Here is a 13436-nt window from a genome sequence, read left to right as displayed (position 1 = left end):
GGCGCCGGCATGTCGCTCACCTCCGCCTTGAACAGCGTGCAAAGTATTTTCAACAATACGGGCCAGCAAAGCAGCGTCATCTCGACGAATATCGCCAATGTCGGAAATTCCGACTATGTGAGACGGGAGGCGTCGGTTACGACGTCTCTTTCCGGCGCCCAGGTCGTCAGCATCAGCCGGGCGCAGGAAACTGCGCTGCTTGCCCAGTATCTGCAAACGAATGCCAAGGACAGCGCCCAGCAGACGCTGGTGACCGGTCTCGAAAGCCTGAAGTCGCTGGTGGGCGGCAATGACTACGAGACCTCGCCGAGTACCTATCTCACGGAATTCCAGCAGGCGCTCCAGACATTCGGCACGTCGCCGAGCAGCACGACATCAGCGCAATCGGCCGCGACCGCCGCGCAGGATCTCGCCAATTCGCTAAATACTGCAAGCGACGGCGTCCAGTCGATCAGAGCCGAGGCGGATGCGGAGATCGCCACACAGGTCTCCACCTTGAATACGCTGCTGTCGCAGTTCGAGGCGGCCAACAATGCGGTCAAGCTGGCGACAGCGACCGGCACCGATACATCCTCGGCACTCGACGAGCGTGAAAAGCTGCTGAAGCAGATCTCCTCGCTCGTCGGCGTCACCTCAACCGTGCGCGACAATAACGATATGGCGCTCTATACCTCTGATGGCACCGTGCTGTTCGAGACCATTCCCCGCACCGTCACGTTCGTATCGACGGCAACCTACGTTGCCGGAACCGAAGGCAATTCCATCTATATCGACGGTGTTGCGCTCGACGCCGGCGAGGGATCGACGACGAGTGCCTCGGGCAGCCTGCAGGCGCTGCTGCAGCTTCGCGACGAGATCGCCCCGACATTCCAGGCCCAACTCGACGAGATCGCCAAATCGCTCGTCCAGATCTTCTCGGAAACCGACGGCAGCACGAGCGCGCCGGGACTTTTCGTGTGGACGACGGCGTCGGGCGCAACCGGGGCAACACCTGCTGCTTCCGACGATACGACAGGGATCGCCTCCACCATCGCGGTCAATCTAGCCGTCGTCACGAGCGAGGGTGGTGATGCGACAAAGCTGCGCGATGGCTCCATCAGCGGCATCACCGATCTCAACACCGCGGGAAACAGCGGCTTCTCGGACAATCTCGACGCCCTGTATCAGGCGCTGACGGAACAGCGCTCGTTCTCTTCCGACGCCGGTCTCTCCACGTCACAAAGCCTGACGGACTACGCCAGCGCCTCCATCGGCTGGCTCGAACAATATCGAAGCGATGCCACGTCGGCCTCCGAAACAACGGCTGCGGCCTTGTCACGCTCCGACGAGGCCTATTCCAACGAAACCGGCGTCAACCTCGACGAGGAACTGACGCTGCTTCTCGACATCGAACAATCCTACAAAGCGGCGACGAAGATCCTGAACGTCATCGACGAGATGTTCCAGTCGCTCCTCGACATAGCGAGCTAGTCATGAAAGCATCTTTTGTCTCATCATCGGCGATGCAGAATGTTTTGCGGCTCACCATCAGCCAGTCCCAAAACAAGCTGCAGCAGGCCTCGACGGAAGCAACGACGGGAACCTACGCCGATATCGGCGTATCCCTCGGCAACGGCGCTGCAAAGTCGATCAATCTCACCAGCGCTATCGCCCAGGCTGCCTCGTTCAAGACGAGCAATGCCGTCGTCGAGTTGCGGATGGACGCATCGCAAACCGCCCTTTCGAGCCTCAAGGATGCCGGCGACAGCCTGGTCTCAAACCTGACGGCGCTCCAGGCGAGCCAGGATACGACAAGCATCGCCGTTGCCCTGCAGACGGCGGGCGCCACGATTTCGCAGTTGGTCTCGACGGCAAACACGTCGGTCAATGGCGAATTCCTGTTCGGCGGGACGAACCTCGACAGCCAGCCTCTGAGCGATCAATCCTCGGCGGTCTCGGATACGATCGTTTCGGGGCTGAACGATTATGCAACCGGTCTCGGAAAAGACGTCAACGAGTTGACAGGCGAGGAAATTGGCAGCTTCATCACGGACACGGTCGAGCCGATGTTCTCCGAGAGCGCCTGGACGGACACTTCCGACGGCTGGTCGACCGCTTCCAGCACCGACATGACGAGCCGGATTAGCGGATCGGAAACCATCACCTCGTCGACCAACGCCAATTCCGAAGGCATGCGTTATCTCGCGCTGGCATCCGTCGTCGTCTCCGCCCTCTTCGGCCAGGATCTCAGCTCCGACGCACAGAGCACCGTCGCATCCAAGGCGATCGCCTATGCGGCGCAGGCGACCTCCGGGATCGTGACGCAGCAAAGCGAACTCGGCCTCGCGCAAGAGCGGCTCGAAAAGGCAAATGACGCCCTCGACGCTCAATCCACTCTGCTTCAGGGAAACCTCGTCGATCTCCAGGGTGTGGATACCTATCAGGCTTCGACGCTCGTCAACCAGCTGCAGACGCAATTGGAAACGGCCTACACGCTCGTCTCGAAACTCCAGAGCCTGAGCCTGGTCAACTATCTCTGACGGATTGAAAAATGCGGGAATTCAAGCGGATGCAAATACCGGCCTTAGCGAGGGAGCCCAACACGACGTGTTCCGAAATCGTGGCGGAAGCGGCCTTCGCGCTTGCTTCCGGCATCATCGATACGATCCCCTTCGTCGGCAGCAAACTCGACGAGCAACAGACGCGGGCATGGCCACGATCGGGTGTCTTCACGGATGACGGCGTCGAGATGACCGGTACGCCCCCTGAAATATTTCAGCTTTGCGAGCTGCTGGCAGCCCACATCGAGAAAGGCACGTCCTTCGACGTTTTTGAGGTTTTCCACAAGATTGCGCGCATCGACCGGCTGATCGACTGGCGCCATGGCGCAGTGCTGTCACCCGAACCGCATCCGGTAACGCATTGACAGAAGGCGCAAAATATCTTCCGAATGGCGCCGCGATCACGGCCGCGCCGCCAGGAAGCATGGCATAAGCCGGTCTTGCATATGGCTCGTCCGTTGCGGCAGTCTGGACTTTCCCATAGGGAGACTGAAGACGATTGTCGAAGGTCTGCCGGCAATGGTCTTTCAGAGACCGAGTGTGTTGTTGATGTCGAAGCCGCGCGCAAAGCTTCCGTTCTCCGAAGAGACCTTGCAGGCCATGCTGATCCGCGTGCTTCGCCCGCTGGTCAAGCTCGCACTCGCCTCCGGCTTCAACTTCATCTCTTTTTCGACCGTTCTTCGCCGCCTCTATATCGAGGTCGCGGAGAAGGAATTTGCGCTGCCGAGCAAGAACCAGACAGATAGCCGCATCTCGCTTCTGACCGGCATTCACCGTAAGGACGTCAATCGGCTGCGCGGACAGGTGCTTTCGGCATCCTTCCTGACCGTCGGCGTTTCGCAGACAAGCCGCATTCTCGCCAGATGGCTTGCCGATCCGTTTTATTGCGATGCGGACGATCGGCCGAGCGCCCTGCCCCGGACCTCCAGCGACGGCGGTCCGTCATTCGAGAGCCTGGTGAGCGACATCACCAAGGACGTCCATCCCCGCTCCATTCTGGACGACTGGCTGGATAAAGGCATCGTCGTTGTCGATCAGAACGGCTGGATCCAGCTCGAGCTCTCCTCAATAGTTCCCAATGCCGGTGACGAAGCCCGCCGGCATTATTTTACGCGCAACCTCCGTGACCATGTGCAGGCGTCGGTCATGAACCTGATGAACGAGCCTCCACCCTACTTCGAACGTGCCGTCCATTATGACGGGATGTCGCCCGTTCTGGCGGCCCGGCTCGACGAGATCGCGCGCGCAGAAGGAATGGCGCTGCTCCTGAAACTCAACAAGATCGCCCATCAGGCCATCAAGGACGACCCCGGCGGCAGCAGCCGCTGGATCACCGGGCTCTATGTCATGACCGAGGAGGGCGAGGCCGATCTTCAGCCAGACGCCGCATCGAAGACGGAGACGGGCGAATGACCCCGTCGGCGATCTCGAGAAGGCAATTTCTGCTGGCCGGAATAGCGCTTCAGGTCCTGGGGCCGAAGATTGCCGCCGCGCAGCCGACGGGCACCAGCGATCACGGCATCGGCGGATCCGGACTTTCCATCCAGGGCGGTGGGGAAAACGAAGATCACGGCATCGGCGGAACGGGCATCGTCGGAACTATCCAGGGCTTTGGAAGCATCATCGTCAACAACATCCACATACCGTTCAGCGCGACGACACCGATCGAAATCGACGGCCGGCGCGTTCGCGCCAGCGCGATGAAGGTCGGTCATGTCGCCCGGGTGCTGCTGACGGGCAAGCTTGCCGCCCGCATCACCATCGCCAGCGAAGTCCAGGGCCGCATCGACCGGATAGACAAGACCGGCATTACCATACTGGGGCAGACGATCGACACGACGGGTGTCGCGACGAAGGGCCTGCGTAAGGGCAAGCGGGTCGCCGTGTTCGGCATCCGCAAACCTGACGGTACGATCATTGCCCGGCGCATCGAGCCCCGCTCCGTTTCCGAAGGCGCCCATGTTCGCGGCATCCCCGTCAAGAGCAGCAATCGCGTCCTGCTCGGCGGCCTTTCGCTTGGAAGCACGCATGGATACCTGGCCGGCAAGCAAACGCTCGTGCGCCTCAAGGCCGTCGCCGATCGATTGATCATCACGCGCATTCAGGCTGAACCCCTGGTGCCGGGCTTGAAACAAGGCATCGTCAACGTCGAGACCTTCCAGCCGACGGATAAGGACAGGCCGGGCGCGGGACCCAGAGGCTCCGCGCCTTTCGGCTCGACGCCGCCATCTCCTGATGGTCATGGCTTCGTCGATGTCGGCGTGCGGGACTCAAGCAGAATGACCGGCTTTCCCGACGGGCGCATTCCGCACGACTTCGGTTCGCGACGTCCAGGTGGCCCTTCGGATCGACCGCCTCCCGATCGTTCGCCCTTCGGCAGAGGCGGGCCGGACCGAGATTTTCCTGCTCCGGATAGAGGCGGGGCGCCACCGCAGGACGGCCCGCCTCCTGGGCCGCCGCCCCCGGGGCCGGGTCCGCACTGAAAACGCTGTCATCGGCATTGACAAATGGGAAATTTTCCCATTTATTGTTCATGCGAATTCTACTCCGGGTGATTCCAGGAAGGGTTTGCCGATTGGCTAACGTGTCCGCCCCACACCCGCTAGCCAATCGTTTGATTTTCAATCGTTCCGAGACTGTCAAACCATGTTCTTGAGTCATCGCAGGAATGGCCCATCCCGTAGGCTGGATGGCGCCATCAGAACCAAACCGTCATCGCCCAAGAGGAATCAGGAATTGTTTTTGCTGGAACGCGAACCAGACATGTCGGTGGAGATGGACGAACCGACCATCGTTGCAACCTGGGAAAACCGCGCTCAAATCATCGAAATTATGAGCAGCGCACGCACCATGAGCCAGGAATTTCAAGATCTTTGGAACAGCAGCGGCGGAACGGGCCGGCTCAGCCAGGAAAACACGGACAGATTGGTCGAGCTTCTGCGCGAGATCGGCAGCCTGAACGAAAAGCTCATGCGCTTGGCATGAAAGGCCTCTCAGCTATGAGCGCCAAGCATGTTTCGGGAATTCAAAATGCCATGGTGAGATCAACTCAAGACCTGTGGTCGCAAAGTCCCCCAGGTTTCACGTCGCAAGCCGACCGCCTCTAACCCGCGCAATCGCGGCTATCATGCCATCTGGAGCCGACATTCCACGCCCTCGACGAGCAGCAAGAGGTTCAGCCAAGTTGGTGTCCCTTCACCTGTGTGCGCAGCATTAACCTGTCAGCCATCAAGGATGACAAATGATGGCTTGATACCACAAGTATTCATGGCTCTTATTCCGCCTAGATCTCCAAAATAATTAACCATATTTCAGTGTTCTCACGACATAATACTGCACGAGGGATCAGGCGTCTCGAACCGGAGAAGCCATATTATTCGGGAGACAGTCCTTGGCATTCACTATTGCCCGTAGTTTGGTTGCGTTTGGTGTCGCCGTTTCAGCAGGCCTTTTCATGTCGATTGGATTGCAGCAGTCGGCGCTCGAAAGGCTGAAAGTCAACGGGCCGGTGTACGAACAGGTCGTCTACGGCAAGGATTTGATCGCCGATATTCTGCCGCCGCCACTGTTTGTGGTGGAATCCTACATGCTGTCCTTCGAGGCGAGCAAATTTCCAGAGCTCACAGAAACCAATCTTGCCAAGATCGCAAATCTCAAAGCCGCTTACGACGACCGCCGTGCCTATTGGAAAACCACCCGGCTGCCGCAGGCTTTGAAGGACGAGCTTGAAAACGATGTCATCGCCAAGGGCGATGCATTCTGGGGAGTGATGAACCGTGAGATCATCCCGGCCCTGAATGCCAAGGACGAAGACAAGGCGCATGGTGCGATCGAGCAGCTGCGCGTCGCCTTTCATTCGCACCAGGACGCGGTCGAGAAACTCGTTGCCAATTCCGACGCCTTCCTGAAGGGCGAGGAGCGCAATGCCGCCTCGGAGATCGTCACCTGGACGATCTATGCGGGTGCTGCAGGCTTCGGATCGTTCGGGCTTTTGCTGGTGGGGCTTTATCTCCTGCGTCGACGGGCGATCGTGCCGCTCGATGGCATGAAGGCCTATATGGGCAACCTTGCCGAAGGCGACTTTTCGACCGATGTTCCCTATGCCAAGCGGTCCGACGAGATCGGAGCCATGTCCAAGGCCGTGGCGGTATTCCGCCGCAACGCGCTCGAACGGCAGGAGGCGCAGAAGCGCGAGACCGCACTTCGCGACGCGGAATTTGAGCGCGAACGCAGCCAACTGGCCGAAAGAGCCGCCGAGGAGCAGATCCGCGAAACGGTGATCGATCGGTTGACATACGGCCTGGAACAGCTGTCGACCGGCAATCTCGATTGCCGGATCACGACGCCGTTCGCCGCCGCCTACGAGACTTTGCGCGCCAAGTTCAACGACAGTATGGACGCGCTTTGCGCTTCGATGGCGGAGATCGCCCAGACCTCCAAGCAAGTGGGCAGTTCCTCGGCCGGCATCACCGATGCGGCCGACAGTCTTGCGTCGCGCACGGAACAGCAAGCCGCAATGCTCGAGGAGGCCACAGCCGCGCTCGATGAGATGAATACCAAGGCGAAAGACGCCTCCGCTCATGCCGGCAAGGCAACCGGTATGATGGCCGAGACCCGCACCAGCGCCGAACATTCGGCAGCCGTCGTTCGCGAAGCAATCGCCGCCATGGAAAGGATCGAAGGCTCGTCCTCCCAGATCGGCGATATCGTCAATGTCATCGATGAAATCGCCTTCCAGACCAATCTTCTGGCACTCAATGCCGGGGTTGAAGCCGCCCGTGCGGGCGAGGCGGGCAAGGGTTTTGCCGTGGTGGCGCAGGAAGTGCGCGAACTCGCTTTGCGCTCGGCCAACGCCGCCAAGGAGATCAGAGCACTGATTTCCACCTCTTCGTCTCAGGTCTCCAGCGGGGTGCAGCTTGTCAACCGCACCGGCAAAGCGCTGCTGGAAATCGAAGGACAGGTCGAGCAGGTTGCCGGGCTGATCGCCCGCATCGTTTCGGTGTCCGCCGAGCAGGCGGTGGCGATCGGTGAGATTAACGCCTCCGTCAACGCCCTCGATCAGGTAACGCAACGCAACGCAGCCATGGCCGTCGAAACCGCCTCGGCCTGCCGGGCGCTTGGCAGCCAAACGCAGACGTTGGAAGGGGTGGTAAACCGCTTTCAGATCGACGCGGCGGCCGGCGGGTCAAGACCGCAGAAAGCGGCTTGACGTGTGATCGTCGATCTACCTTAGTCGTCGACGATCGCCACGACGGCAACACAGTCACCAGCCTTGACCAGCCCCGGGAAATGCCGGGCACAGAGAATACCGTTCATGCCGGCGCGAATCTCGCACGGCGCCACCCCGGTCCGCCCGGTCGGATAGATGCGCGCGATCACCGCATCGTCAGTGACGGCTTCACCGAGATCGATGACAGGTTCGATCAGACCTCCCTCTTCCGCGAAGGAGAAGCAGCGGCCGTCCGGCATGTTGAGCCAAGTCGTCGGACCGGGATCGACGGCGCCGGCGACAATCCCTGCGTGGCGTAGCACGTTCGTGGTGCCGCGCTTGGCAATCGCCGCACTTTTGGCCGTGGCGGTGCCGCCGCCGCCGAGTTCCGTGGTGATGAAGATCTTGCCCATCTCCTCGGCCGCGGTGTCGTACATGCCGACCGCATCGATCTCCAGCATCTTCATCGAATAGGGTGCCGCAAACGCTCTCACGAATTCGAAAGCTTTTTCCTGCTGCTGCTTGTTCGGCAGGATGTGGGCTGCGCAGAACGGCAGAAAATCGAGCGTCTTGCCGCCGGAATGGAAGTCGAGGACGAGATCCGCCATCGGCAGAAGCACACGGCTGAAATAGTCGGCGATCTTCTCGGTCACCGTGCCGTCCGGCCGGCCCGGGAAGCTGCGGTTCATGTTGCCCCTGTCGATCGGCGAGGTTCTGGTTCCCGCTTGGAATGCCGGATAATTCATGGCCGGCACGATGATGACTGCGCCCCTCACCTCTTCGGCCTTCAGCGTGCGGGCAAGATCGAAGAGCGCGATCGGTCCTTCATACTCGTCGCCGTGGTTGCCGCCGGTCAGAAGGGCCGTGGGGCCCGTGCCGTTCCGGACGACCGTTATCGGCACCATCACCGATCCCCAGGCGGAATCGTCGCGGCTGTAAGGCAGACGCAGGAAGCCGTGCTGGATGCCCTCGGCGGCGAAATTGACCGTCGCGCTGATCGGCGACGGCCGCAAGCCAATCTCTGTCATGACAGCCTCAATCCTTGACCATCAGCCTGCGCGGCACTTTGGCGAAGCACTCGACGCCGCTGTCGGTGATGAGGATGCTCTCGGTCGTTTCGAAACCCATGTCGTCGAGCCAGAGACCGGTCATGAAATGGAAGGTCATGCCGGGCTTCAGCTCCGTCCGATCGCCCGGTCGCAGGCTCATAGTGCGCTCGCCCCAGTCCGGCGGATAGGAAAGGCCGATCGGATAACCGGTGCGGTTATCCTTGACGATCCCGTATTTCTTCAGCACCGCGAAGAAGGCGTTGGCAATATCCTCGCAGGTATTGCCGGGTCTGGCGACTGCAAGACCGGCTTCCATGCCTTCCAGCGTCGCCTTTTCGGCATCAAGAAAGGCCTGCGTCGGCTTGCCGAGGAAGACGGTGCGCGACAGCGGCAGGTGATAGCGGTTGTAGCAGCCGGCGATCTCGAAGAAGGTGCCCTCGCCCTTCTTCAGCGGCCGGTCGTCCCAGGTCAGGTGCGGTGCCGATGCCTCGACGCCGGACGGCAGCAGCGGCACGATCGCCGGATAATCACCGCCGATGCCGTCGACGCCGCGGGTGCCGGCATCATAGATTTCCGCGACCAGATCGCACTTGCGCATGCCGACTTCGATCTTGTCGAAGATGCGGGCGTGCATCGCCTCGACGATTCGGGCGGCATTGCGCATATAGCCGATCTCGGTGTCGCTCTTGACGGCTCGCTGCCAGTTGACGAGGGCGGTCGCGTCGACAAAGCGCGCGTTCGGCAAATGTTTTTGCAGCGCCGCAAAGGCCGCCGCCGAAAACCAGTAATTGTCCATCTCGACACCGATCGTCAGCTTGCCGAAGCCGCGCTCGGTCAGGATGCCCGAGAGGTAGTCCATCGGGTGGCGCTCGGTCGACTGCACGTAGTGATCGGGATAACCGACGATGTTGTCGTGCTTCAGATAGGCAGTGAATTTGGCGCCGTTGGCATCCTGGCCGCGGCCGAACCAGATCGGCTCGCCCTGCGGCGGCACGATCACCGCCTGGTGCACGTAGAAGGACCAGCCGTCATAGCCGGTCAGCCAGGCCATATTCGACGGATCGCTGACGATCAGCAGGTCGACACCCTTCGCCTCCATGGCACGCCGTGTCTTTTCCAGCCGCGCGGCATATTCGCCGAGCGAGAATTTGAGTTTGGGCTTTGTCATGTTTCTTCCCTTCTCTTCCGGCGCCGCGCCGGTCAGCTTTCGAATGTGGTCCCGGCATTGGCCGCGCCGGCGCGGGTAAAGGCGAGCGTGGCGATGGCGGTGTCCTGGATGCCGGTTCCGGTCAGGTCCGCAATGGTGATCTGGTCGTTGCGCGTCCGTCCCCGCGTCCGGCCGGCAACGATCTGGCCGAGCTCGGCAAAGATCGCGTCATCTGCGACCAGGCCGCCATCGATTGCGTGATGCAACTCGCCGAGACGGCGCGTCTGCTTCAGGCTGTCGGCGACGTAGAGGTCAGCAACCGCAATGGCGGCCGGATCGATCTCGTTCTTGTGTTCGGCATCCGAGCCCATGGCCGTCAGATGCTGTCCGGGTTCCAGCCAGCCGGCGTCGATGATCGGGGTTTCGGAAGGCGTGGTGGTAACGATGAGATCGGCGCCGGTCACTGCGCCTCTGGCGTCCGGTGTGGCGGTGACGGAAAAGCCGAGCTTTGCGGCCAGTTCCGCTGCCACGCTTTGCGCCTTGGCAGAATCGCGCGCCCATATCCTCGCTTCGCGGATCGGCCGGACCAGCGTCAGTGCCTCGAGCTGCAGCCGCGCCTGCATGCCGGCGCCGAAGATCGCGGCCACGGACGCATTTTCCCGCGACAGATGTTTTGCCGCGACGGCGCCGGCCGCTGCGGTGCGCACGTCGGTGAGATAGCCGTTGTCCAAGAGCAGCGCCTGCACCAGTCCGGTTCGGCTTGACAGCAGCACCATCATGCCGTTGGTGCTCGGCAGGCCGATCTTGGGGTTGTCGAAGAAGCCGGGGCTGATCTTGATTGCGAAGCCCTCGATGCCGGGCACATAGGCGGTCTTTACGTCGACTTCGCCCCGATATTCCGGAATGTCGAGCCGCAGGATCGGTGGCATGGCGACAGCCTTGGTCGCAAGCGCTGCGAAAGCGGCCTCGACGCAATCAACCGCATCGCGATCAAGCGCGATGACTTTCCGCAGTTCCGCTTCCGTCAGAATGATCATCCGGCTCATGGTCCCTCCTCCCCACAGAGTGCCGCCTTGCCATTGATCACCCGCCGGTGCTGTTCCATGTCGACATTCTGCCCGGACAGGATCGCGACGATGGGACCGTTCCCCACAATTTTCCCGGCAAGAAGCGCTGCAATGCCGACCGCGCCCGCGCCTTCGACGATCTGCCGTTCGCAGGCATAGGCATGGCGCATGCCGGCGGCGATTTCCGCTTCCGTCAGCAGGATGACCTCGTCGAGAAGGTCTCGGCACATGGCAAAGGTCACGCGATTGTCGAGGCCGATGCCGCCGCCGAGCGAGTCGGCAAGGCTCGACAATTCCTCGACCTGCACCGGCCGTCTAGCATCGAGACTTGCCTTCATCGCGGCACCCTTCTCCATCGTCAGGCCGATCACTTTGGTCTTCGAGCTGATGCCTTTGACCGCGGCGGCAACGCCGGCCGCCAGGCCGCCGCCCGAGAGCGGCACCAGCACGATTGCCGCCTCCGGCAAGGTGTCGATGATTTCAAGCCCCAGTGTCCCCTGCCCGGCCACGACATCAGGATCATCGAAGGGCGGGACCATCACCAGCCCCTCCTCGCGCACCAGCCGGTCGACCTCCTGCTGCGCTTCGTCTTGCGACCTTCCGATGATACGGACATCGGCACCGAGGCGGCAGATTTCCGAAACCTTGTTCTCCGGCACCAGCCGCGACATGCAGATGGTCGCGACGGCACCTTCCGCCTTTGCCGCATAGGCAAGTGCACGTCCGTGATTTCCGGTCGAGGCCGCGACGAAGCCGCGCGAGCGCTCCGCCGGCGACAAAGAAAGCACCGCGTTGGTCGCTCCGCGCAGCTTGAAACTGCCGGTCGTCTGATGATGTTCGAGCTTGAGATGGACAGGCGCGCCGGCCAATTGGCCAAGTGAAGCGGACTGCACCATCGACGTACAGAGCACGCGGCCGGCAATCCGGCGGGCCGCGGCGCGGATATCCTCCAGCGAAACGGGCAAGGTGCTCACCATGATCTCAGCCTTCCCGATAGGGCTTGGTCATCAATTGACCGAGTTCGGGCCGCGCCCGATCATCGCCGCAAAGCCGCAGGCAAGCCCAGGCGGTCGCGAGATTGCTAGTGACCACCGGCTTGCCGACTTCAGCCTCGATCCGGGCCGCGACCTCTGCTGCCCGCACGGCCGTACAGGAAATAAACAGCGCGTCCGACTGCGGCGCCAGCGCGTGGCGTGCGAAGGCAAGGATCTCGTCCGGCGCGATCCGCGCCATCTCGCGATCATCGGTCAGGCCGAGACAGGTGAAGCGGTCGATAGCAAAGCCAAGCTCCGCGAAATAATCCGCCATCGGCCGGCTGGTCTCGATCGTATAGGGCGTCAGCACCGAAATCCGCCTGGCGCCCAGCGCCTTCAGGCCGGTTACGGCGGCAGCCGTCGGCGTCACGACGGGAACGCCGGGTTTGCCCGCATGGATCGCCGCCTCGATGTTCCGGTCGCCGATCACCACCGAGGCGGAGGTGCAGGAATAGACGATGGCATCGAGCGCCTCGCCCGGCAGGATCAGTGCCGCGCCTTCCGTCAGCGACGGCTGCATATTCAAGAGGTTTTCCGGCGTGACCGGATTGGCATAGTGGATGCGGCTGACATAGACGCCGAGGCGATCGCTGGCGACCATACGCTGGAAGTCGACTTCCGTTGTATGGTCCGTCGCGAGGATGACCAGGCCGATGCGCTTTTCCAGCGGCCGGTCCTCCAGCCGCGGCAGCCGGCCGGCCGGGATGATCTCGATCTCTGCGGTCATGGTCAGTCATCCATCCTGGCGTAGCGTTCTTCGAGCCAGCGTAATCCCACGACCGAGATCAGGCTGATGACGAGGAAGAAGACACCGACCAGCGTCATCGGCTCGATGTAGCGGTAGTTGCTGTTGGCGATGCTCTTTGCCTGGTTCATGAGTTCGAGCACGGTGATCGCCGAAAGCAGCGGCGTTTCCTTGAACATGGCGATGAAATAATTGGCGAGCGCCGGGATCATCGGCGGGATCGCCTGCGGCAGGATCACGTGGATCCAGGCCTGGCGCGTCGTCAAATTGGTGGCCTTGGCCGCCTCCCATTGGCCGCGCGGCACGTTCTCGATGCCGGCGCGATAGACCTCGGCGGTATAGGTCGCATAGTGAATGCCCATGCCGATGACGCCGGCGACCAGCGGCGCCAGCCGAATGCCGATATCCGGCAGTACGTAGAAGATGAAGTAGAGCTGCACCAGCAATGGCGTGCCGCGGATGAATTCCGAGACGAAAGCGACCGTCCTGGAAATGCCGGCGACCGGTGAGCGTCGCGCAATGGCGAGCCCCAGGCCGACGATCATGGCGACGGCAGCGCCGAGGATGGTCGCGAGAAGAGTGATCTTGAACCCTTCGAGAAGGGTCGGCATGATCTGCCAGACGAAGTCCCAATCCCATTCCATC

General features: G+C 61.5%; 13 protein-coding genes and 1 pseudogene. 7 read left to right on the top strand and 7 right to left on the bottom strand.

Going from position 1 to position 13436, the window contains the following annotated elements:
- Nucleotides 1-9: 9 nt before the first annotated feature.
- The 6 genes from flgK to AC245Y_RS24345 all read left to right on the top strand — a co-directional run bounded on the left by flgK (nucleotide 10) and on the right by AC245Y_RS24345 (nucleotide 5525).
- Nucleotides 10-1470: a flagellar hook-associated protein FlgK gene (flgK, locus tag AC245Y_RS24370; RefSeq protein ID WP_017996246.1), complete on the top strand. Its 1461-nt coding sequence runs from the start codon at nucleotides 10-12 to the stop codon at nucleotides 1468-1470.
- Between the two features lie 2 nt (nucleotides 1471-1472).
- Nucleotides 1473-2519 (top strand): flagellar hook-associated family protein, encoded by a 1047-nt coding sequence (locus AC245Y_RS24365; RefSeq protein ID WP_017996247.1) that lies wholly within the window; start codon nucleotides 1473-1475, stop codon nucleotides 2517-2519.
- Nucleotides 2520-2530: 11 nt separating this feature from the next.
- A complete protein-coding gene (locus AC245Y_RS24360) occupies nucleotides 2531-2905 on the top strand; it encodes a DnaT-like ssDNA-binding protein (protein WP_017996248.1) in 375 nt (124 codons plus the stop codon).
- Between the two features lie 154 nt (nucleotides 2906-3059).
- The gene (locus tag AC245Y_RS24355; protein WP_017996249.1) at nucleotides 3060-3953 is read left to right on the top strand and encodes a DUF6502 family protein; all 894 of its coding nucleotides are present in this window, start codon (nucleotides 3060-3062) and stop codon (nucleotides 3951-3953) included.
- Nucleotides 3950-5023 carry a DUF5666 domain-containing protein gene (locus AC245Y_RS24350; RefSeq protein ID WP_017996250.1) on the top strand — a complete coding sequence of 358 codons (1074 nt, stop codon included), beginning with the start codon at nucleotides 3950-3952 and terminating at the stop codon, nucleotides 5021-5023. Before AC245Y_RS24355 ends, AC245Y_RS24350 begins: the two co-directional genes overlap by 4 nt.
- A gap of 253 nt (nucleotides 5024-5276) precedes the next feature.
- Nucleotides 5277-5525 carry a hypothetical protein gene (locus tag AC245Y_RS24345; protein WP_017996251.1) on the top strand — a complete coding sequence of 83 codons (249 nt, stop codon included), beginning with the start codon at nucleotides 5277-5279 and terminating at the stop codon, nucleotides 5523-5525.
- 96 nt (nucleotides 5526-5621) lie between these two features.
- On the opposite strand, the pseudogene AC245Y_RS24340 reads toward AC245Y_RS24345, so the two are convergent.
- A pseudogene (locus tag AC245Y_RS24340) lies at nucleotides 5622-5708 on the bottom strand (type II toxin-antitoxin system VapC family toxin); the annotation flags it as partial.
- Between the two features lie 223 nt (nucleotides 5709-5931).
- Here AC245Y_RS24340 and AC245Y_RS24335 point away from each other — a divergent pair.
- Nucleotides 5932-7749, top strand: a complete 1818-nt coding sequence (locus tag AC245Y_RS24335; RefSeq protein ID WP_017996252.1) for a methyl-accepting chemotaxis protein — start codon at nucleotides 5932-5934, stop codon at nucleotides 7747-7749.
- A 20-nt stretch (nucleotides 7750-7769) separates the two neighbouring features.
- Here the strand turns inward: AC245Y_RS24335 and doeB are convergent, their stop codons facing one another.
- Genes doeB through ehuD form a run of 6 tightly spaced genes read right to left on the bottom strand, consistent with a single transcriptional unit; the run spans nucleotide 7770 to nucleotide 13435 of the window.
- A complete protein-coding gene (doeB, locus tag AC245Y_RS24330) occupies nucleotides 7770-8777 on the bottom strand; it encodes a N(2)-acetyl-L-2,4-diaminobutanoate deacetylase DoeB (protein ID WP_017996253.1) in 1008 nt (335 codons plus the stop codon).
- Between the two features lie 7 nt (nucleotides 8778-8784).
- Nucleotides 8785-9966 carry an ectoine hydrolase DoeA gene (gene doeA, locus AC245Y_RS24325; protein ID WP_012755557.1) on the bottom strand — a complete coding sequence of 394 codons (1182 nt, stop codon included), beginning with the start codon at nucleotides 9964-9966 and terminating at the stop codon, nucleotides 8785-8787.
- Nucleotides 9967-9998: 32 nt separating this feature from the next.
- Nucleotides 9999-10991, bottom strand: a complete 993-nt coding sequence (eutC, locus tag AC245Y_RS24320) for an ectoine utilization protein EutC (protein WP_017996254.1) — start codon at nucleotides 10989-10991, stop codon at nucleotides 9999-10001.
- Nucleotides 10988-11989 (bottom strand): hydroxyectoine utilization dehydratase EutB, encoded by a 1002-nt coding sequence (eutB, locus tag AC245Y_RS24315; protein ID WP_017996255.1) that lies wholly within the window; start codon nucleotides 11987-11989, stop codon nucleotides 10988-10990. The genes eutC and eutB overlap by 4 nt, the downstream gene beginning before the upstream one ends.
- Before the next feature lie 4 nt (nucleotides 11990-11993).
- Entirely contained in the window at nucleotides 11994-12773 is a 780-nt protein-coding gene (eutA, locus tag AC245Y_RS24310) for an ectoine utilization protein EutA (protein WP_017996256.1), read from the bottom strand.
- Nucleotides 12774-12775: 2 nt separating this feature from the next.
- Nucleotides 12776-13435, bottom strand: a complete 660-nt coding sequence (gene ehuD / locus AC245Y_RS24305) for an ectoine/hydroxyectoine ABC transporter permease subunit EhuD (protein ID WP_012755553.1) — start codon at nucleotides 13433-13435, stop codon at nucleotides 12776-12778.
- Nucleotide 13436: the final 1 nt, after the last annotated feature.

The organism is Rhizobium sp. SRDI943, assembly GCF_057653695.1.
Note: the sequence above shows the minus strand (reverse complement) of the source record. Positions and strands in the feature narration are given on the sequence as shown.